Raw genomic sequence first — 21,174 nt, 5'->3', positions numbered from 1 at the left:
CGCCCATGGACCTGACGTACACGCCCGAGGAGGAGGAGTTCCGGGCCCGGCTGCGGGAATGGCTGGGCAAGGTGCTGCCCACGCTCCCTCCCCAGCCCTCCCCGGACGACTGGCCGGCCCGCCGCGCCCACGACCTCGGCTGGCAGCGGATGCTGTACGACGCCGGGTACGCCGACGTCCACTGGGGCGCCTCGCCGACGACGCGGCTGATCTTCCTGGAGGAGACGGAGAAGGCGGGCGCCCCCTATGTGGGCGCCAACTTCGTGGGGCTGCTGCACGCGGGACCGACGATCGCCGCCGAGGGCACGGCCGGGCAGCGCGAGCGCTGGCTGCCGCCGATCCTGCGGGGCGAGGAGGTGTGGTGCCAGGGATTCAGCGAACCGGACGCCGGGTCCGACCTGGCGGCGCTGCGTACGCGCGCGTGGCGGGACGGCGACGACTACGTGGTGAGCGGATCCAAGATCTGGACCTCGCACGCCGAAGTCGCCGACTGGTGCGAGCTGCTGGTGCGCACCGACCCGGCGGCGCCCAAGCACAAGGGCATCACCTGGCTCGCGATGCCCATGGACGCCCCCGGGGTCACCGTACGACCGCTGCGGACGCTCGCGGGGTCGGCCGAGTTCGCCGAGGTGTTCCTCGACGAGGTGCGGGTGCCGGCCGCCAACCGGGTCGGGGCGGAGAACGACGGCTGGCGGGTCACGATGGTGACGCTGTCCTTCGAGCGCGGTACGGCGTTCGTCGGCGAGGTGATCGCCTGTCGCCGGGTCCTCGGTGAACTGGCCCGCGAGGCGAGGCGCAACGGCCGCTGGGACGACCCGCCGGTGCGGCGGCGGCTCGGGAGGCTCAACGCCGAGTTCCGCGCGCTGTGGCGGCTGACGCAGTGGAACGTCAGCGAGGCGGAGTCGAGCGGCGGCGTCCCCGGGGCCGGGGGTTCGGTCTTCAAACTGCGGTACTCGCACGCGCGCCAGGAGCTGTACGACACCGCCGCCGACGTCCTCGGCCCGGACTGCCTCGACCTCGACCGGCCCTGGGTCCTGGACCGGCTGTCGTCCCTGTCGTACACCATCGCGGCCGGCACCTCGCAGATCCAGCGGACCATCGTGGGCGAGCGGATCCTCGGCCTGCCGAAGGGAAGGTGAGCCGCGTGCGGTTCCGACTGACCGGCGACCAGCGCGCCCTGCGGGACGGGGTGCGGCAGCTGCTGGCCCGGCGCTTCGGCGCGCAGACGCGGCGGGCGGCGGTCGACGCGCCGGGCCTCGACCGGGCGCTGTGGCGGGAGCTGGGGGAGGCCGGGTTCTTCGCACTGCGGCTGCCCGAGCCGGACGGCGGGGCCGGAGCCGGCCTGCCCGAGGCGGTGCTGGCCTTCGAGGAGGCCGGACGGGCGCTGCTGCCCGGCCCGCTGGTGGCCACCCACCTGGCGGCCGGGACCGTACCGGGGGCGGCCACCGGGGAGGCGGTGGTGACCGCCGTGGACGGCGGTCTGGTGGAGTGGCTGGCCGACGCCGACACCGTGCTCGGGAACGCCGCCGGGGCCGTGCCCCTGCGGTCGGTGGACCCGCTGACGCCACTGCACCGTGTTCCCGGGGTTCCTGAGGTTCCTGGGGCTCCCGGGTTTCCCGAAGTTCCCGGGGGCCGCGCACCGGATCCCGTCGCCGTACTCCTCACGGCCGCCGAACAACTGGGCACGGCCGTGCGCGTGTGCGAGCTGGCCGTGCAACACGCCCGGGCGCGAGAGCAGTTCGGGCAGCCCGTCGGAGCCTTCCAGGCGGTCAAACACCTGTGCGCCCAGATGCTGGTCCGGGCCGAGACCGCCCGGGCCGCCGTCTACGCGGCGGCCGTCACGGCCGATCCCGTGGACATCGCGGCGGCCCGGCTGCTCGCCGACGAGGCGGCCGTGCGCGGCGCCCGCGACTGCCTCCAGGTGCACGGCGGCATGGGCTTCACCTGGGAGGCAGAGGTGCACCTCCATCTGAAGCGAACGTGGGTGCGAGCCCAACGTGGCGGGGGGAGTACGGAGAGTGAGGAGCTGCTCGCCGCCGATCTTCTCGCCTGAAGCGTCCGCACGGCGCCTGCGCCGATGGGCGGCGTGCGGCGACCGGTGGATGTCGCGGATCGTGGCAGAGTGTGATCACGGAGCGTTGGTGACGGAGTGTGACCCGTCCTCGACTCGTCACCCCCCGGAGTCGATGCGTGCTCCGGTACCTTGTGTGGGATGCGAGTGGCCCAGAGCTCGAACCGTACCGGTGAGGTCCGCAAGGCGGCCTCGCGACCGGCTTGTTCGACTCTCCGGGATGACCGTCGCACAGTATGCCGTACACGTACTCCTTCGCGCTGGAATATGCCCGAAGCGCTTGTTGAGGTGACTGTACGTCAACCATGCTGTCTTCCAAGGGAATCACGTTCCGTGACCCCTGCTCTGGCCGTTGTTCTGGCCATGCAGAAAATGGCTACGATCGTGGCCCCCGTCGTGCTGTTCGCCGCGACCCCCGTCGCGGAGTCCGGGTGGCGTCGGGTCATGTGTCCGCCGGTTCGGATGGTGTGAGCGGTGCAGGTGCTTCAAGTGCAGCTGGAGATCCGACCCGACCCCGCGGAGGTGGGGCGGGCCAGGAGGTGGGCGCGCTCGCGGCTCGCCGGGGCCGGTATGGCGGACGACGAGTCGCTCGCCGAGACCGTGGTGCTGCTCGTCTCCGAGCTGGTCACCAACGCCGTGGTGCACACCGGGACGCCGGCCGTGCTGCGGCTCTCGCTGCCCGGTGCGGAGGCGCCGCAGGCCGCCGTGCGCCTGGAGGTGGCCGACTCCAGTACCCGGGCCCCCGTGCCCCGGTGCGCGGACGACGACGCCACCGGCGGCCGGGGCCTGGCCCTCGTCGACGGCCTCGCCGACCGCTGGGGCTGGAGCGCGGAGGGCGCGGGCAAGCGCATCTGGTGCGAGCTCGACCGCTGTGGGTCACCCGCGGAAGGCGCGGTGGCGTACCGGGGCGGGCCCGCCACCTTCGAAGGGTTCGCGTTCGAGGCGGTGTAGCCCGGCGCACGGGGTGCAGGTGAGCCCGTCGGGGCCTCGCCTCCTTCGGGTGGTGCGCCGGGTGTGCATCCGTGCGCGTCCGCCATGAACGGGGCGTAAGTGACATATCCCCGTTCGGGTGTTGACGGCGCGTGACCTCGTGATCACGCTTGTGCTCATCGATTCGCCGCGAGGGGACGACGAGGGCCCGGGTGACGGGGTCCTCGGCGAGTGTGGGTCGGAGCCGGGTGGCGGCGTGCGGGACCCCGCGCGAGAAGGGTGCCGGTGCGCCGCCGGCCGGATTCCCGGCCGGCTCAGAGCACGGCAACCGGCGCCACGGGGGTGCCGGTCGCGCCGACGAACGGCTCGGGCATCGCCGACAGCAGGAACGCGTACCGGCCCTCTTCTCCACAGGCTGTGGACAACTCTTCGAGGTTCCAGTTCTGGCCCTGCAGCATCCCCATCTCCACCAGGTCGAGGGCGTGCACGGGCAGCCACAGGTCTTCGATCTCCGGCGGAAAGATCTCGAAGGTGAGGGTGTCGTTGGCGACCGCGGCGACATCGCGCGCGTGGAACCACTCCGGCGTGCGCACCGACAGTCCCGGTGACGGGTAGCCGTACCCGTGCTTGTCGCCCGCCAGGTACACCTGCACCTGACCGGTCCGTACGAGCACCACGTCGCCCGCGCGCACCCGCGTCCCGGCGAGCTCCTCGGCCGCCTCCAGGTCCTCCGGGGTGACCGCGTGCCCGCCCGCCAGCCGGTCCACGCCGCGCGCCCGCGCCACGTCCAGCAGCACACCCCGCGAGACGACGTGCCGCGCCTTGTCGATACCGCAGAACTCGGCGCCGCCGTGCGCGGTGACCGTGCCGGCGGGGCGGCCGTTGTAGAGCCTCCCCGAGTGCGACACATGGGTCAGCGCGTCCCAGTGGGTCCCCGCCTGCAGCCCCATCGTCACCGCGTCGTCGCTGCAGGCCACCGTCCCCGGGCCGAACAGCTCCTGATTGATCTGCACCATCGTGTGCAGCGGATTCACCCGGCCCGGGATCATCCCGGTCTGCACGCCGTCCTCCTTCAGCGGCAGCGCGAGCGGAACCCGGCGTCCGGTGCGGACGGTGGCCGCCGCCTCGCGCACCACCTCGTCGGTGATCAGGTTCAGGGTGCCGATCTCGTCGTCGGCACCCCAGCGCCCCCAGTTGTTCACGCGCCCCGCGATGTCGTGGAACTCGGGACGGAGTGCGGCCAGTGACATCTCGGTCCTCCCCAGGGGTTGTCTCCGCGCGTCCGGCGCGCCATAAAATCTAACGGTCCGTCAGAAACCGCGGGAAGGGGCCGGGAGTGGGGAACTTCTTGGCAGGCAAGGCCGTCGCCGTCACCGGCGCCGGCCGGGGCATCGGCCGGGCGGTCGCGCTCGCGGCGGCGGCCGAGGGGGCGAAGGTCGTCGTCAACGACTACGGCGTCTCCACCGACGGCACCTCACCCACCAGCGAGGTCGCCGACGCCGTGGTCAAGGAGATCGAGTCGGCCGGCGGCGAGGCCGTCGCGGTCGCCGACGACATCTCCACCATGGCGGGCGGGCAACGGGTGGTCGACACCGCGCTGTCGGCCTTCGGCCGTCTCGACGGGGTGGTCTGCGTCGCCGGCATCCTGCGCGAGCGGATGCTGTTCAACATGACCGAGCAGGAGTGGGACCCGGTCGTCGCCACCCACCTCAAGGGCACGTTCACCGTCTTCCGGGCGGCCTCCGCGGTCATGCGCGAACAGCGGTCCGGCACGCTCATCGGCTTCACCAGCGGAAACCACCAGGGCTCCGTCTCGCAGGCCAACTACAGCGCCGCCAAGGGCGGGATCATCTCGCTCGTGCGGAGCGCGGCGCTCGGGTTGCACAAGTACGGGGTGACCGCCAACGCGGTCGCGCCGGTCGCGCGTACCCGGATGTCCGCGGGAGTGCCGATGGAACTGAAGGAGATCGGGGAGCCGGAGGACGTGGCGGCGCTGGTGGTGTACCTGCTGTCGGAGCGGGCGCGGGAGCAGCGGATCACCGGGCAGGTGTACACGATCGCGGGGCCGAAGCTGGCGGTGTGGGCACAGCCGCGTGAGCTGCGCTCGGCCTACCGGGAGGGGGCCTGGACCCCGGAGGCCCTTGCCGACATCCTGCCGGGTTCGGTCGGGGTCGATCCCATGCCGATGCTGGCCCAGCTGGAGGCGATGGAGAGGGCTGCGCGGGATGGTTCTCGGCCGAACGCCCAATAGCCAGGGGCTGCTTCTGGTTCGGCGGCTGCGAGTCCGTTGTGGTTGTTCGCGCAGTTCCCCGCGCCCCTTTGGGGCGCGTATCCCGACCGGCGACTGCAAGGGAGGCCCCCGTGGATTTCGGATTCACCGCCGAGGACGAGGCGTTCCGCGGCGAGGCAAGGGCATGGCTCGCAACGCACGCCGGTTCCTCCCAGGACCGCCGGACCTGGGAACGTACCCTCGGCTCGGCCGGGTGGATCGGGCTCGGGTGGCCGGAGCCGGGGTACGGCAACCGGACCGCCACCCTCACCCAGCAGGTCGCCTGGGCCGAGGAGTACGCGCGTTCGGCGGCGCCGCCGCGCTCCGGGCACATCGGGGAGAACCTGCTCGCGCCCACCCTCATCGCCCACGGCACCGGCGAGCAGAAGGCGCGCTTCCTGCCACCCGTAGCCGCCGGCGAGGAACTGTGGTGCCAGGGCTACAGCGAGCCGGGCGCCGGGTCCGACCTGGCGGGCGTACGCACCTCGGCGGTACGCGAGGGAGCGTCCTACCTGATCACCGGGCAGAAGATCTGGACCTCCCTCGCGCACGAGGCCGACTGGTGCTTCGTGCTCGCCCGCACCGACCCGGCCTCCCGCCGCCACCAGGGCTTGAGTTTCCTGCTCGTGCCCATGGACCAGCCGGGCCGGATCGAAGTCCGCCCGATCCGGCAGATGACCGGCACGAGCGACTTCAACGAGGTCTTCTTCGACGGTGCGCGCGCCCGCGCGGAGCACGTCGTGGGCGGTGCGGGCAACGGCTGGCGGGTGGCGATGAGCCTGCTCGGTTTCGAGCGGGGGGTGTCCACGCTCGCCCAGCAGATCGGGTTCGCCGAGGAGCTGGGGCGGGTGGTGCGGACGGCCCTCGACACCGGTGCCGCCGACGATCCCGTCCTGCGTGACCGGCTGGTCCGGCAGTGGGCCGAGCTGCGGGTGATGCGCTGGAACGCCCTGCGCACGCTGGGCGGTTCCGGCGACCCGGGCGCCCCCAGCGCGGCCAAGCTGCTGTGGGCGGGCTGGCACCAGCGGCTCGGCGAGCTGGCCATGGCGGTGCGCGGGGCGGCGGCGAGCGCGGGCCCGGCCGACTGGTCGCCGTCGGCGCCGTACGAACTCGACGCCTTCCAGCACCTGTTCCTGTTCTCCCGGGCCGACACCGTCTACGGCGGCTCCGACCAGGTGCAGCGCACGATCATCGCCGAGCGCGTGCTCGGTCTGCCGAGGGAACCGAAGGGCTGAGGGGGCACGAGCGATGCGCGGTGTGGTGTTCGACGGCAAGCAGGTGCGGGTGGTGGATGACCTGGCCGTACGGGATCCGGGCCCCGGCGAGGTGCGGGTGGCCGTCTCGGCGGCCGGGCTGTGCCACAGCGACCTGTCCGTGGTGGACGGGACCATACCGTTCCCCGTTCCCGTGGTGCTGGGGCACGAGGGTGCCGGAGTGGTGGAGGCGGTGGGCGCGGGGGTCTCGCACGTCGCGCCCGGCGACCACGTGGCCCTGTCCACGCTGGCCAACTGCGGGACCTGCGCGGAGTGCGACCGGGGCCGCCCGACGATGTGCCGGAAGGCGATCGGACGGCCGGGGCGGCCGTTCCTGCGGGGCGGGGACACCCTCCACCAGTTCGCGTCCAACTCGGCGTTCGCCGAGCACACGGTCGTCAAGGCCGTGCAGGCGGTCCGCATCCCCGAGGACGTCCCGCCGGCCTCCGCCGCGCTCATCGGCTGCGGGGTGCTGACCGGGGTGGGGGCGGTGCTCAACCGGGCCCGGGTGGCGCGCGGGGAGAGCGTCCTGGTGATCGGCACCGGCGGGATCGGGCTGAACGTCCTGCAGGGCGCACGGCTCGCGGGTGCCCTGCGGATCGTGGCGGTCGACGCCAACCCGGAGAAGGAGGCCATCGCCCGGCGGTTCGGCGCCACGGACTTCCTGACCTCGACCGACGGCGTGCAGGACCTGCTGCCCACCGGTGTCGACCACGCCTTCGAATGCGTGGGCCGCACCGAGCTGATCCGCCAGGCGATCGACCTGCTCGACCGGCACGGCCAGGCGATCCTCCTCGGCGTGCCCCCGGCCACCGCGGAGGCGTCCTTCCTGGTCTCCTCGATGTACCTGGACAAGGCGATCCTGGGCTGCCGCTACGGCTCCTCCCGCCCCCAGCACGACATCGCCCTCTACGCCGAGCTGTACCGGCGGGGCGAGCTGCTGCTGGACGAGCTGGTGACCGCGACCTACCCGGTGGAGGACTTCGAGAAGGCGCGGGCGGACGCGGAGGCGGGCCGGGTGGCGCGGGCGGTGCTCACCTTCTAGGGCTGCGACCGAAAAGGTTCACCGGCTCGCGACGCCCGGCACGGCACCTCGCCGCGTTGTCGCACCACTCGAGTACATCCAGTACGCGGGTGATGCTCCGCCTTGCGAGGCACCGCACCGGACGCCGCGAGCTTCCCGGCAAACCTTTCCGGTCGCGAAGACCCGCTGGGGCGACGCGATCGACGGCGCCGAACAGACCGCCCTCGCAATACATTACCTTCCCATTACGTTCCCTTTGCAACGCGCTTCGCTGTCGTCCCGTCTCTTTGGTCAGTTCACTCAGGGCGCGCTGGTTCCTTGCCCTGAGCTGAAGGTCCCAGCAGCCAAGACCACCAGGGTCTGGCAGTCCGGGCCAGGAGCTGAGGAAGGCAGAGAAAATGGCAATAGTTGACATGCAGGGAGTGGGCGAGGACCGAGCGGGCAGCGCATTAGCGCCGACCCGGCCCCGTGCTCTGGGACTTTTGACGCGCCGCGGATGGGCAGCGATCGTCAGTCTCGGCCTGGCCCTGGGGTTGTCGCTCGTCAACGCCAGCCCCGCCTCGGCATACACCCTCGGGCCGAATTTCCTGCGTAACTGGGAGACCGGCTTGTGCCTGGACAGCAACGCGGCCGGCAGCGTCTACACCAACCCCTGCCAGTTCGGGAACAACTACCAAAACTGGGTTGTGGTCTACGACCATCACACGACCTACGACGTTGTCAAGATCATGAATGTGGCAACCCGGCTGTACCTGTACTGGTCCCCGACGAAGCCAATCACCAACGAGTACGTCAATTCGGGGACTCCAAACTACCCGCAGCTCACGTGGCTGGCGAAGGGATCGGGCTGGGACAACGTCGAACTCTCCGACGTCGACGGCAAGAACCTCTGCCTGTACGGCACCCGGGCGAATGGCGCCTTGATGGATCTGTGCAACGGCTCCGGGTTCTCGAAGTGGAAACTGGGCTACTGAACCAGCCTTCGCCGGGGTGTGTGCCTGTTTCTGAACCCCTGGAAGGCGCGGGCTCGGTAGCCTGGTGCCAGGTGGGCGGTAGGCCAAGGTCACCGTCATCACCTTGAGATCGATCAAGGTCGCGGCCACCTGGTGGACTCCCAGTGACGCTGATGACCGTCAGCGCCACGGCGTTCGTAGCGTTCTCTCGCTCGCGCCACACCATCCCCGGCAGTTGCCGTTCGGGGAACGGTCACCGTGACCGTTCCCCGAACGCTTGCGCAAAGTACCCATTTCGGTCCTGTGGGTTTGGCCTGCTGATACGAGGTTCAGAAACAGGCACTGCGCGCCAGCCGCGCACAGGCACGCCCGGTTCACCGGGCGAGTATCACGCCGACCAGCGTGGCCATGACGGTCACGGCACCGAACGCTGCAGCGAGCGGCTGGCCCCATGACGGGTGGCGGTGCACGAGGTAGGCGGTGCCGGCCGCGAGCAACAGCACGACGACGACCAGGAGCAGCAGCACGAGCAGAGCGAGCGTGGACACGAACGGTTCCCCTTCGGGATTCGGGCACGCCCCGGAGCTGTGGGGCATGCGGTGGTTGGGCGGTGGCCGCGCCGTCAGCCGGGCAGCGGCCACCCGGACCGCCAGGGGCAGCCCGGCACACACGGCGCAGCGCGAGGGCGCCCGTTGCCTCCCTGGTCCTTGCGTCCCGGGATGGCGCTCCGGACAGGGCGACTCAGAGTGCTCGACGCGGGGGCAAGCCCCGCAACCCTGCTCTGACCAGGCCATTTACAGGCGGGCGTGGTTTCACAGAGGACGGGGCTCTCGGCCGCCGATGGCCTGACCATGGCACCCACTCGGCCGCCATTCGATAGCTTTGACCTGCAAGTTCGTCAAAACTTCCTCACCGCCAGGCATTGAATGAGCGCCACCGGTCCGGTACACGCCCGCACTTCGCCGCATCCCGACCGTTAAGAGCCCCCGTCCCACCGGACGGACAGCGCAGCGCCGGCCGCCCGGATCGGATGACGTAGGAGAGCCCAGACAGGGCGGCGCCAGAGTCATGGCCCCGGGGACTAGGGCGGGTCAGGCCCTGGTGGCGGCCTGGAAGGTCCGCCGGTACGCCGTCGGTGTCACCCCCAGCGCCGTCTGCAGGTGCTGCCGCATCGACTGGGCCGTGCCGAACCCGGCGTCCCGGGCCACCTGGTCGATGGACAGGTCCGTGGACTCCAGCAGGTGCCGCGCCCGCTCCACGCGCTGCTGGGCCAGCCACTGGCCCGGGCTGATGCCGACCTCCTCACGGAAGCGGCGGGTGAAGGTCCGTACCGACATGGCCTCCTGCGCGGCCATGTCCCGCAACTGGATCGGCTCGTGCAGCCGGCCCAGCGCCCACGCGCGGGCGCCGGTCGTGGTGGCCTGCTGCGGGTCGGGCACCGGCCGCTCGATGTACTGGGCCTGCCCGCCGTCGCGGTGCGGTGGCACGACCGTACGCCGGGCCACGTCGTTGGCGACGGCCGTGCCGTGGTCGCGGCGCACCATGTGCAGGCACAGGTCGATGCCGGCGGCGACGCCCGCGGAGGTGAGGATGTCGCCGTCGTCGATGAACAGCACGTCGGCGTCCACCCTGATGCGGGGGAAGAGACGCTGGAAGCGGTCGGCGTCGGCCCAGTGCGTCGCGGCCGGGCGGCCGTCGAGGAGACCCGCGGCGGCCAGGACGTAGACACCGGTGCAGATGGAGGCCATCCGGGTGCCGGGGCGGACGCGGGCCAGCGCGGCGGTCAGCTCCTCGGTCAGCACGCCCTCCTCGAACACCGGGCCCAGTTCGTACGAGGCCGGGACGATCACCGTGTCGGCGGTGGCCAGCGCCTCGGGGCCGTGCGGGACGTGGATGGCGAAGTCGGCGTCGGTCTCGACCGGGCCGGGTGGCCGGACCGAGCAGGTCACGACCTCGTACAGGTGCCGTCCCGCGGCGTCCTGGGGACGGCCGAAGATGCGGTGCGGGATACCCAGTTCGAAGGGCAGCAGGCCGTCCAGCGCGAGGACGGCGACGCGGTGCGGGCGGAAGGCGGTGGCCGTTTCCATGGCCCGATCCTAGCGAACACTGTCCTCCGGGCCACTCGATGGGCGCGGGCCCCCGGCGGAAGCTTGATGTCGTGACCAAGACAACCGAGGCCGTGGCCACCGCAGAGGAAACCTCACCCGCCGACAAGCCCAGGGTGCACAGGGCGTGGTTCGTCGTCGCCGTCACCTTCGTGACGATCATCGGCGCGGCCGCCTTCCGCTCGCTGCCCGGACTGCTCATCGACCCGCTCCACCAGGAGTTCGGCTGGTCGCGCGGCACCATCGGCGCCGCCGTCTCCATCAACCTCGCGCTCTACGGGCTGACCGCGCCGTTCGCCGCCGCGCTGATGGACCGCTTCGGCATCCGCCGGGTGGTGGCCGCCGCGCTCACCGTGATCGCGCTCGGCTCGGGCCTGACCGTGTGGATGACGGCGGCCTGGCAACTGCTGCTGTGCTGGGGCCTGCTGGTCGGCCTGGGCACCGGGGCGATGGCGCTGGCCTTCGCCGCCACGGTGACGAACCGCTGGTTCACCGAGCGCCGCGGCCTGGTCAGCGGCGTCCTCACCGCCGCCTCCGCCTCCGGTCAGCTGATCTTCCTGCCGGTACTGTCCTGGATCATCGAGACCCACGACTGGCGCCCGGCCGCCGTCACCGTCGCGCTCGCCGCCCTCGCGGTCGTCCCGTTCGTCTGGCTGCTGCTGCGCGACCACCCGGCGGACGTGGGCCTCAAACCGTACGGCGCAAAGGAGTTCGTGCCCAAGCCGCCCCCGGTCAGCGGCGCCGCCCGCCGCACCCTCACGGTCCTGGCCTCCGCCGTGCGCACCGGCCCCTTCTGGCTGCTCGCCGGCACCTTCGCGATCTGCGGCGCCTCCACCAACGGCCTGATCCAGACCCACTTCGTGCCCGCCGCCCACGACCACGGCATGCCGATCACGGCGGCGGCCTCGCTGCTCGCGGTCATCGGCGTGTTCGACGTGGTCGGCACGATCGCCTCCGGCTGGTTCACCGACCGCTTCGAACCGCGCCGCCTGCTCGCCGTGTACTACGCGCTGCGGGGCATCTCGCTGCTCTTCCTGCCGATGCTGCTCGCGCCGAGCGTGCACCCCCCGATGATCTTCTTCATCGTCTTCTACGGCCTCGACTGGGTCGCCACCGTCCCGCCCACCCTCGCCCTGTGCCGCGAGCAGTACGGCGAGGACAGCGCCATCGTCTTCGGCTGGGTCCTCGCCTCCCACCAGGTCGGCGCCGCCCTCGTCGCCTACCTCGGCGGCGTCGCCCGCGACGCCTTCGGCTCCTACGACATGGTCTGGTACGCCTCCGGCACCCTCTGCGCGGCGGCGGCCCTGATGGCCCTGGTGATCCGGCGCCGGCCGGATGTTCAGATCAGGGAGCCTGTAGCCGTGGACTGACGGCCTCTTGCCAAGGACGACGGGACTTTCGCAACAGCCCCTGGGCGTGGATGTCTCCGCTGCGGTGAGCTGGCCCGGGGGACAAGCCCTAGATCAGGAAGCCGGTGGGCATAGCCCGTCCGTACAGTTCGTCGAGACCGATCAACAACACCCCACCCCGCGTCGCCTCGGCCCGCAATGCCTCGCTGAAGCCCGCCGCACTGAAGCACGCCAACCCGCAATGGGAGGTGTCCAGCCCGCGTCCGGCCAGCAGTTCCTTCGCACGGTTGAGGCGCTCGAGGTGGGCGAGTCCCATGACCGTGCCCCATTTCGCCTCCCCGAGCAGTGCCACCGCCGGGCGGTTCCCGCCGGACCCCTGTTCAACCATGGCCACATCGACCTGGATCTGTCGGCGCTCCTTCGGATCGGTCACGACACCGCCGCCGACCTCGCCCAAGGATGCACTGAGCATCGAGCGCCCGGGGCCGAGAACGTACTCGCGGCAGATCGCCTCGAAGTGCGGACCAGCCACCTGTGCCGCGAAGCGTTCCCCTGCCTGGGCCCAGACCTCCGCAGCCTGACCGCTTTCCAGCCGAGTCCAGGAGGGGCGCATGACGGCCTCGTAAAAGTTGATCAAGGGTTCGGTGATGCGGTACTGCGATTTTCCGGCCCTGAAGACATCGGCTTCTCGGACCAGGAGATGGCTGTCCTCGAGCACATTGAGCGGATGGGAGATGTCGACGGACTTGCGGCCGATGTAGCCCGCGATGCCCCCGCGCGTCGTGTTGCCCTGCGCCACGGCAGCGAGGACCGAGTGGTACAGCGCCGTATCGCGGATGTCGGCTTCCTCGGCCAGGAGGTAACGAGCCTCCCGAAAGAGAGGGCTGAACGGCGAAAGAACCGTGCGGCAGATCCAGTCGTCGAAATCGTTCAGGTTCGCGGGGACATCGTCCGCCAGGAACTGCCGGCGGTAGGCAGGGGTGCCGCCGAGGACCGCGTGCAGCCGGGCGGAGAGCTCTGGCTCGGCTGCGACGCCCCAGAAGTCCGCCGCCGCACGGTAGCCGAAGGGTCGCACGACGAGCTCGAGCTGAGCCCGTCCGCGCAAGGGGGCACTGCTGGCCAGCAGCCCGCCCATGACGGACATCGCCGAACCGCACAGCAGCAGCCGCATCCGGCCTTCCTCCACCTGACCGCGGTCGATCGCGCGCTGGATCAAGGACGGCAGTTCGGGAGCCGCTTTCACCAGGTAGGGGAATTCGTCGATGACGACGAGGAAGGGCTCCGCCGTCAGGCCCGCCATTGTCCGGGGTCCGGAGGCGGCGAGGCCGAAGAGGTACGAAACGGCGTCGTGCCAGGTGCTGAAGGAGAAGGCCACCGGCGAACCCACGTGTTCGGCAAGGGCGGCGCTGAACTGGCGCAGGGACTCGGCCTCGGTGGCGTCAGTGGCTCCGAAGTAGAAACCGCCGCACTGCTCGACGAGTGCTCGCAGCAGATACGTCTTGCCCATGCGTCGCCTGCCGCTGACGATTCCGAGCATGGCATGCGGAACGGGACGGCTCACGAAGGCGGTGAGGGCGTCCCATTCGGGACCGCGATCGAAGACGCGCGACGGCTTGGCGAGCTTCGCCTGGGGCACGGCCACTCCTCTGTACCACAACTCTTAGGGGCGCAGTCCTAAGTAGTGTACACCTAAGAAGTCAGCCGGTCAGGAAACTCCCGATCGCTATCCCCAGGGTCGCCACCCCGATGAACGTGACCCCGCCCGCCGAGAGCGCCCCCATGACGCGGTCCTCGGCCGGCCGCCCGTGCCTTGCAGCCCAACAGACACCGGACGCGATACAGCCGATCAGCACTGCGCCGAGCAAGACGATCGCCACCCATACTCCTTTGATCCCGTTGCTGTCGCCGCCCATGTGAGCCGCCCACCCCTTTCGTCGAGATTCACCCGAGGTCGATGACAGAGGAGCGTAGCGCATCCTCTAACACTCACCAATATTTATGACACTCACACGCTGATAGAGTGTCGCTGCAGACGAGGCGCACTGAGAAGGAATAAAAGAGGGGACCCATGCCCGTCGACGACCGCCTGGCCGCGGACCTGTGGCAGCTCACCGCCCGCGTCGCGTCCGACCTGGCCGCACGTGCCTCAGCCGACCCGGCTGCGGAGCCCCTGCATGACGAGTACGAATGGGCAAGGACTCGCGGCGCGACGGCGAAGACGTGGCGGGCCTGGCTGGATGAGCGGATCTCCCGGAGTGCGACGGCTTGGGTGCTCGCGACCGTGATGATCCGGTTCTGCGAGGACAACGACCTTCTCGACATCTCCTTCGCCGAGGGCGGGCCCGCCGACGACGCCGTCGTCCACGCCGTCGACCGTCTCCGCTGCCACCCTGCAATGGCGGCGGTCTTCGGCGGGAACGGTCATGCCTTGTGGCGGATGAGGCCCGGCCCCGAGGCATGCTCCGAAGTGCTCGCCTTCTGGCGCCGCCGCACACCGGACGGCGCCCTCGAGCACGATTTCACCGACGCGTCGCGTTCCACGGGGTTCCTGGCGGATCTCCACTCGGTGCTCAACGAGCCGGCGCGGCAGTCGTACGGCCAGGTACCGACGCCGTCGTTTGTCGTCGACCTCATCCACGACCTGGCAGTCGAACCGGCTCTTGCCGAACACGCGTCCGACGTGGTGGGGCTGTCCGGCTTCCGGCTCGTCGATCCCGCATGCGGCACAGGTGCGTTCCTCCTCGCCGCGTACGAACGGCTCTTCCGGCGGTGGACCGAGGTCAGGCCGGAGATGAGCCCCTGGCAGCACGCGGCGCGGGCGCTGCGGTCCGTGCACGGCTGCGACATCGACCCGTGCGCCGTGCTCGTCGCACGGTTCCGCCTACTGCTGGCCGCTATGAACAGCACAGGCGAGCGGCGCATCGACGACGTTCCGGACCTGCAACTGGTGGTGGCCACGGGTGACTCCCTCCTGCACGGCAGTCACGGCGCGGACAACAGTCCGAGTCCCGCAGACGTGGACTCCGCGGCCGACGTCGACACGTACGCAGATCGTCACGGGCTCCTCGCCGAGCTTTCCTACCATGCGGTGACGACCAATCCGCCGTATGTCTCCGTCAAGGACAAGGCTCTGTTCACGGCGTACCGGGACGCCTACGAGAGCTGCAGTGGCCCTTACACTCTTCCAGTCCCCTTCACCGAGCTCGCCTTCCGACTCGCGCTGCCCGGCACGACCGCCGGTCGCGTCGGACTCCTGACATCCAACGCCTTCATGAAACGCGAGTTCGGGCGGAGCCTCATCGAGAGCTTCCTGCCCAAGGTGGCGGTCTCGCATGTGATCGACACGTCCGGGGCCTACATTCCCGGGCACGGCGCTCCTACCGCCATCCTCGTGGGCCAGAACCGCGTGCCCGGCCCGGCCACGCCCGTGCACGTCGTCGTGGGCCGCAGAGGAGAGCCCGCGCAACCGAAGGAGCCCGACCAGGGCCTCGTCTGGCGCTCGCTGCGGGACCTGGCGTTCGAGGCCGGGGTGACGAGCGAGTGGGCCGAGTCCTACCTTCAGGACCGCGAGCAACTGCTCGTCTTCCCCTGGACCCTCACCCCGTCGGACGCCCGGGACGCGCTGCGCCGCATGGAGAACGGCCTAAGGCTCCGCGATCGCGTGGTTCGCATCGGATACGCCGCCAACACCGGCTCCGACGACATCTTCTGCGCCACTGTCGGCACCTTCCGGCGCTGCGGTGCCGAAGAGAGTGCCACCGTCCCGGTGCTGACCGGATCCGAAGTGCGGGACTGGTCCGCGGACCCGGCCCTCGTGGCGTTCTTTCCCCGCTCCGGACACGACCGGACCCCAGTCGACCTCCGCCAGCTGCCCGGACACCACCGGCGCCTGTGGCCGTACCGGACGGTTCTGCAGGAACGGCCCGGTGCGAAGAAAACGGCGCCGTGGTACGACTGGCACCAGATCGCGACCGGCTGGGACATGCACCCATGGTCGATCGTCTTTCCCTGGGTGGCCACGCACCCTCACTTCAGTCTTCTGCGGGGCTCCGCCCTCCCGCTCAACTCAGCACCAGAGATCAAGCTGTCGCCGAGTGACACCGAGGAATCCCATCTTGCGCTCCTCGGTGTCCTCAACAGTTCCGCCGTGTGTTTCTGGCTCAAGCAGATGAGCCAGAGCAAGGGCAAGCCACGCGCCGATCAGATCCGCGGCGGTGAGGCCTGGGAGAAGATCTACGAGTTCACCTCCACCCGGCTCCTCGACCTACCGCTTCCCCGCACGTTCCCGCTGAGGCAGGCGGAGGAACTGGACCGCCTGGCGGCCGAGTCGAGGCAGGTCTTGAAGGAGGTTGCCGCCCCGGGCACCCGGCTCACACGCCGGTTCCTCGCGTCGGCCGAGCACCGGTGGCTCGCGCTGAGAGCGCGGATGATCGCAGTCCAGGAGGAGCTCGACTGGGAAGCGTACGCCCGATACGGCCTGATCCCCGACGAGGGAGAGTTGACGGCACCGGGGGACGTGCCAGGGATCTCCCTGGGCGAGCGGGCCTTCGAAATCGCGCTGGCCAGGAGAGTCATGGCAGGGGAGACGCGCACCACGTGGTTCGACCGCCATGCGACACCCCTGATCACTGAGATCCCCCAGCACTGGCCTTCGGCCTATCGGGAGCTGGTGGAACGTCGTGTGAACGCCATTCGGGACAACGCCCTGCCGGCGCTGCTGGAACAGCCCGAGTACAAGCGCCGCTGGGCTGCTCCTGCCTGGGACGTCTTGATGCGCGGAATCCTTCGCCGGCGTCTCCTCGACCTCTGCGAGTCGCCCCGGCTGTGGCACGAGCCCTCGCCCCAGGGTCGGCGTCCCGTCGCCCGAACGGTCCGGAAACTGGCCGAACTGCTCGCTTCAGACGAGGACTTCACCGCCCTGGCAGAGCTCTACTCGCACCGGGCGACCATGAGTGAGGTGTTGCTCGAACTGCTCGCCGACGACACCGTTCCCGAGTCGACACCTCTCCGGTACAAGGCGTCCGGTCTCGAGAAGCGACGTCGATGGGAGGAACTGTGGGAGGCGCAACGCCGAGACGACAGGTGGGGACTCACCGTTGCCGACGTGCCTCACCCGGTCCCGCCACGTTTCACGGCGGCAGACTTTCTCAGGCCGTCCTACTGGAGACAGCGTGGCAAGTTCGACATCCCGAACGAGCGTTTCGTCTCCTTCGCATCGTCCGCCTCGCCCCTGTCCCCCACGACGCCGATCGGCTGGGCGGGCTGGACTGCGTACGAGCGTGCCCTGGCGTTGCTCGACCTGCTCGAAGCCGATTTCCATGCCCATACGCATCGTCCGGAGTCGGCCCTGCCGCTGCTCAGGGCATTCGCGGACCTTCTGCCTTGGGTCACGTCGGCCGACGACGGGCTTGAAACCGAGTCGGCAGTTGACGACGGATCTCTTCGGCACGCCTACGCAGAGCACCTCACCCGCCTCGGTCTGTCGGCCGAGGATGTCAGCTCATGGCGTCCGCCCGCCCCGAAGAGAGGCAGACCACGCAAAAGCGCTTAGCCGACTAGAGGAACCGCCCTCGGTGGAACAGCAGCGGCGCCGCGTCCCCGTCCCCCGCCCCCAGCGCGTCCACCCGGCCCACCACGATCAGGTGGTCGCCCCCGGTGTGCACCGCGTGGACCGTGCAGTCGATCCAGGCGAGCGTGCCCGCCAGGCGGGGGGAGCCGGAGACCGGGGCGGCGTCGTACTCGACGCCCGCGAACTTGTCCGCGCCGCTCACCGCGAAGCCCCGGCACAGGGTGTCCTGCCGGGCGGCGAGGACGTTGACGCAGAAGGCGCCGGCGCGGGCGATGCGCGGCCAGGTCGTCGACGTACGGCCGACCATGAAGGCGACCAGGGGCGGGTCGAGGGAAAGGGAGCTGAAGGACTGGCAGGCGAAGCCGGCGGGTGCGGGGTCCCCGTCGGCCGGCGGTGCGGTGACCACGGTCACGCCCGTCGCGAAGTTCCCGAGGACGCGCCGGAACTCGGCCTGGTCGACGGGGGCGCGCTCGTCCTCGCCGACGCAGCGCAACCGCGGGCGGGGCAGGGCTTCCACGGGGGCCGGGATCCCGGCCGGGCTGAGATAACGGACGGCGGCGGCGGCCGCCCCTGCATGTCCCATCACATCCCCATTGAAGCTGACGGCATGTCAGATAGGAAGGGTCAGCGGCCCTCGTACTCGGGGTTTCTGCGCTCCACGAAGCTGCGGACGCCTTCCCGCGCGTCCCGTGTCGTCATGTTGATCTCCTGTGCGGCCGCCTCGGCGGCGAAGGCGGCGGCCCGGTCGGCGTCGAGGGACGCGTTGACGAGCTGCTTGGTCAGGGCGAGGGCGCGGGTGGGGCCCGCGGCCAGCCGCTCCGCCCACGCGCGGGCCGTCTTCTCCAACTCCCCGTCGGGCACGACCCGGTTCACGAGCCCCAGCCGCTCGGCGTCGGCGGCGGACAGCGCGTCCCCGAAGAACATCAGCTCCTTGGCCCGCTGCGGGCCGACCAGCCGGGGGAGGAGATAGGCGCCGCCGCCGTCGGGTACGAGTCCGCGCCGCGCGAACACCTCGATGAACCGGGCCGACTCCGCGGCCAGTACGAGATCGCAGGCGAGGGCGAGATGGGCGCCGAGCCCCGCCGCCGTGCCGTTCACGGCGGCGATCACCGGCTTCTCGCAGTCGAGGACGGCGGCGGTCAGCCGCTGGGCGCCGAGGCGGAGCATGCGGGCCACATCGCCGGGGATCCGCTCCCCCGCCTCCGCACCGCCCCGTAGATCGGCCCCCGCGCAGAAACCGCGTCCGGTCCCGGTGACGACCACGGCCCGCACCCCGGGGTCGGCCGAAGCGTCCGCCAGCAGCGCGATGACCCGTTCCCGCTGACCGGGCGTGAGGGCGTTGAGGGCCTCGGGCCGGTTGAGCGTGATGCACGAGACCTGACCGGCCCGCTCGTGCAGCACCCACGTCTCCTCGGCCATCAGCGGCACACCGCCAGCGCGTCCAGCGCCACCGCGCCCTGCCCCCTGGGCAGCACCATCAGCGGGTTGATGTCCAGCTCCGCCAGCTCGTCCCCGAGCTCCAGCGCCATGCGCTGCACCCGCAGCACGACCTCCACCAGGGCGTCCAGATCGGCCGGCGGCCGACCCCTGACCCCGTCCAGCAGGGCCCGCCCGCGCAGCTCGGAGAGCATGTCCCGGGCCTGGTCCTCACCGAACGGCGGTACCCGTACCGCCGCATCGCGCAGCACCTCCACCAGCACCCCGCCGAGCCCGACGGTCACGGTCGGCCCGAACAGCTCGTCGTGCGTGACGCCGACGACCATCTCCACGCCCCGCTCGACCATCTGGCACACCAGGACGCCGTCCAGCGAGACGCCCTCGTAGCGGGCGGTGTCGTTCAGCTCCCGGTAGGCGTCCCGGACCTGGCTGGCCGAGGTCAGGCCGATCCGCACCAGGCCCAGCTCGGTCTTGTGGGCGATCTGCCCGCCGGACGCCTTCATCACCACCGGGTAGCCGACCTGGCCGGCCGCCCGAACGGCCGCCGCCGCGCTGGTCACCAGCTGCTCGCGCGGCACCCGTATGCCGTAGGCGCGCAGCAGCTGCTTGGCCGCGTGCTCGCTCAGCTGCTCGCCGGGCCGCATCAGCATGCGCGCCTTGCGGAAGGAGGGGGAGGGGGTGCGGGGCGCCTCGTCGAAGGGCGAGCGGTAGGCGCGTACGAAGCGGTGGTGGTCGAGGTAGGCGCGGACCGCGGTGAGGCAGTTGCCGACGGTGCGGAAGGTGGCCACCCGGGAGGATCCGAGCAGTACCTCCCGGTACGCGGGCTCGGTGCCGACCGGGGAGCCCCACACCACGCACACCAGCTTGTCCGTGCGCTCCGCCGCCTCCACCAGGTCTTTCACGAGCCTGTCGCTGAGCGGCGGGAAGGGCCCGGTGATCGGGCAGATCAGCACACCCACCTCGGGGTCGTCGAGGATCGCGTCGATGATCTTGCGCCCGCGTTCGTCCCCGACCGGGTGCCCCCCGTTGTCCACCGGGTTGGCCACGCTCAGGTACTCGGGTATCCACTGGTGCAGCTCGGCCTGCCTGCCCTCGGACAGCACCGGCAGGTGCAGTCCCGCCCCCGCGGCCAGGTCGGCGACGTGCGCACCGGTACCGCCGGAGATCGAGTAGACGACGACCCCTTGGGCGCGCGGGGCGCGGGCGCGGGCCAGCAGGGCGGCGGTGTCCTGGAGTTCGTCCAGGCCGTCGACGCGGATGACCCCGTACTGCCGCATCGCCGCGTCCACCACGTCGTCGGCCCCGGTCAGCTTGCCGGTGTGCGAGGCCGCGGTGCGTGCGCCGGCCTCGGTGCGCCCCACCTTCACGGCGACGACCGGGACCTTGCGGCGGGCGGCCCGGTCCGCGGCGAGCAGGAAGGCACGGCCGTCCTTGAGGCCCTCCATGTAGCAGGCGATGGCGCCGACTTCCGGCCGCTGCGCGAAGTAGGAGATGAAGTCGGCGCTCTCCAGGTCGGCCTCGTTGCCGGTGGGTGCCCAGTGGGACAGCCGGATGCCGAGCTCCTGCAGGGCGAAGACGGGCCGGCCCTGGTGCCCGGACTGGGTGATCAGGGCGATGGCCGGGCCGTCGAGGTCGTCCCGGAACCGTTCGAAGGCGTTGAGGTTCGTGTTCGGCCCGAGCAGTCGGAGGCCGGAGCGCCGGACGGCCGCCGCGAGCCGGGCCTGGGCGCGGACGCCCTCCTCGCCGGTCTCCGCGAACCCGGAGGCGAAGGCGACGGCGAACTTCACCTTGGTCTCGGCGAGTTCCTCGATCACCGGGAGCGGGTCGGCGACCAGCAGCACGGCGAGATCGACCTGTTCGGGCAGGTCGGCGACGCGCGGAGCGCAGGGGATGCCGAACACGGACGGCCGGCTGGGGTGCACCGGGTGCACCCGCGCCCCCACCCGCTCCGCCCAGGAGAGCAGCTGCCTGGTGATGCCGGTGTTCGGCCGTCCCTCCGTGTCCGAGGCGCCGATCACGGCGACGGACTCGGGGTGGAAGAACCGGTCGAGATCGGGGACGTCCCGGTGCAGCGGCCGGCCGCTGACGTCCAGCTCGTCCACGTCGGCCGCCCGGCCGTGTACGGCGGGCCCGGGCCGGGGCTCGCCGCAGGCGATGACCCGGGCCCGGCGGGAGTCGGTGGTGAGGGTGCCGTGGGTTGATCCAAGCATCGGT

17 protein-coding genes are annotated in these 21,174 nt (G+C 71.0%); 9 read left to right on the top strand and 8 right to left on the bottom strand.

Annotated elements, in window-relative coordinates:
* Positions 1–5 precede the first annotated feature (5 nt).
* From ACWC21_RS11165 to ACWC21_RS11155, 3 genes are all read left to right on the top strand, one after another.
* On the top strand, positions 6–1,139 hold the full coding sequence (locus ACWC21_RS11165) for an acyl-CoA dehydrogenase (RefSeq protein ID WP_450880425.1): 1,134 nt from the start codon (positions 6–8) through the stop codon (positions 1,137–1,139).
* A gap of 5 nt (positions 1,140–1,144) precedes the next feature.
* The gene (locus ACWC21_RS11160; protein WP_450880423.1) at positions 1,145–2,053 is read left to right on the top strand and encodes an acyl-CoA dehydrogenase family protein; all 909 of its coding nucleotides are present in this window, start codon (positions 1,145–1,147) and stop codon (positions 2,051–2,053) included.
* Positions 2,054–2,560: 507 nt separating this feature from the next.
* Positions 2,561–3,022: an ATP-binding protein gene (locus tag ACWC21_RS11155; protein ID WP_450880682.1), complete on the top strand. Its 462-nt coding sequence runs from the start codon at positions 2,561–2,563 to the stop codon at positions 3,020–3,022.
* Between the two features lie 293 nt (positions 3,023–3,315).
* Here ACWC21_RS11155 and ACWC21_RS11150 read toward each other — a convergent pair whose 3' ends face one another.
* Entirely contained in the window at positions 3,316–4,251 is a 936-nt protein-coding gene (locus ACWC21_RS11150; protein ID WP_450880421.1) for a cyclase family protein, read from the bottom strand.
* A gap of 86 nt (positions 4,252–4,337) precedes the next feature.
* On the opposite strand from ACWC21_RS11150, the gene ACWC21_RS11145 reads away from it, so the two are divergent.
* From ACWC21_RS11145 to ACWC21_RS11130, 4 genes are all read left to right on the top strand, one after another.
* Positions 4,338–5,252, top strand: a complete 915-nt coding sequence (locus ACWC21_RS11145) for an SDR family oxidoreductase (protein WP_450880419.1) — start codon at positions 4,338–4,340, stop codon at positions 5,250–5,252.
* A gap of 110 nt (positions 5,253–5,362) precedes the next feature.
* The gene (locus tag ACWC21_RS11140) at positions 5,363–6,505 is read left to right on the top strand and encodes an acyl-CoA dehydrogenase family protein (protein WP_450880417.1); all 1,143 of its coding nucleotides are present in this window, start codon (positions 5,363–5,365) and stop codon (positions 6,503–6,505) included.
* Between the two features lie 13 nt (positions 6,506–6,518).
* A complete protein-coding gene (locus ACWC21_RS11135) occupies positions 6,519–7,568 on the top strand; it encodes a Zn-dependent alcohol dehydrogenase (protein ID WP_450880415.1) in 1,050 nt (349 codons plus the stop codon).
* Positions 7,569–7,945: 377 nt separating this feature from the next.
* On the top strand, positions 7,946–8,521 hold the full coding sequence (locus tag ACWC21_RS11130; protein WP_450880413.1) for an RICIN domain-containing protein: 576 nt from the start codon (positions 7,946–7,948) through the stop codon (positions 8,519–8,521).
* Between the two features lie 353 nt (positions 8,522–8,874).
* Here the strand turns inward: ACWC21_RS11130 and ACWC21_RS11125 are convergent, their stop codons facing one another.
* Positions 8,875–9,048, bottom strand: a complete 174-nt coding sequence (locus ACWC21_RS11125) for a hypothetical protein (RefSeq protein ID WP_450880411.1) — start codon at positions 9,046–9,048, stop codon at positions 8,875–8,877.
* A gap of 543 nt (positions 9,049–9,591) precedes the next feature.
* Positions 9,592–10,587: a GlxA family transcriptional regulator gene (locus ACWC21_RS11120; RefSeq protein ID WP_450880409.1), complete on the bottom strand. Its 996-nt coding sequence runs from the start codon at positions 10,585–10,587 to the stop codon at positions 9,592–9,594.
* Between the two features lie 71 nt (positions 10,588–10,658).
* Here ACWC21_RS11120 and ACWC21_RS11115 point away from each other — a divergent pair, with 71 nt between their 5' ends.
* On the top strand, positions 10,659–11,975 hold the full coding sequence (locus tag ACWC21_RS11115) for an MFS transporter (RefSeq protein ID WP_450880407.1): 1,317 nt from the start codon (positions 10,659–10,661) through the stop codon (positions 11,973–11,975).
* 88 nt (positions 11,976–12,063) lie between these two features.
* On the opposite strand, the gene ACWC21_RS11110 is transcribed toward ACWC21_RS11115, so the two are convergent.
* Positions 12,064–13,461 (bottom strand): AAA family ATPase, encoded by a 1,398-nt coding sequence (locus ACWC21_RS11110; protein ID WP_450880680.1) that lies wholly within the window; start codon positions 13,459–13,461, stop codon positions 12,064–12,066.
* Positions 13,462–13,651: 190 nt separating this feature from the next.
* Positions 13,652–13,831, bottom strand: a complete 180-nt coding sequence (locus ACWC21_RS11105; protein WP_450880405.1) for a hypothetical protein — start codon at positions 13,829–13,831, stop codon at positions 13,652–13,654.
* 191 nt (positions 13,832–14,022) lie between these two features.
* Between ACWC21_RS11105 and pglX the strand changes: the two genes are divergently transcribed.
* A complete protein-coding gene (gene pglX / locus ACWC21_RS11100) occupies positions 14,023–17,505 on the top strand; it encodes a BREX-2 system adenine-specific DNA-methyltransferase PglX (RefSeq protein WP_450880403.1) in 3,483 nt (1,160 codons plus the stop codon).
* A gap of 4 nt (positions 17,506–17,509) precedes the next feature.
* On the opposite strand, the gene ACWC21_RS11095 is transcribed toward pglX, so the two are convergent.
* From ACWC21_RS11095 to ACWC21_RS11085, 3 genes are read right to left on the bottom strand one after another with little or no spacing between them, the layout of a single operon-like run.
* The gene (locus ACWC21_RS11095) at positions 17,510–18,106 is read right to left on the bottom strand and encodes a flavin reductase family protein (RefSeq protein WP_450880401.1); all 597 of its coding nucleotides are present in this window, start codon (positions 18,104–18,106) and stop codon (positions 17,510–17,512) included.
* Between the two features lie 41 nt (positions 18,107–18,147).
* Entirely contained in the window at positions 18,148–18,942 is a 795-nt protein-coding gene (locus ACWC21_RS11090; protein WP_450880399.1) for an enoyl-CoA hydratase/isomerase family protein, read from the bottom strand.
* Positions 18,942–21,170: an acetate--CoA ligase family protein gene (locus ACWC21_RS11085; RefSeq protein WP_450880397.1), complete on the bottom strand. Its 2,229-nt coding sequence runs from the start codon at positions 21,168–21,170 to the stop codon at positions 18,942–18,944. The genes ACWC21_RS11090 and ACWC21_RS11085 overlap by 1 nt, the downstream gene beginning before the upstream one ends.
* Positions 21,171–21,174 lie beyond the last annotated feature (4 nt).

This window comes from Streptomyces sp. NPDC001348 (genome assembly GCF_053597535.1).
Note: the sequence above shows the minus strand (reverse complement) of the source record. Positions and strands in the feature narration are given on the sequence as shown.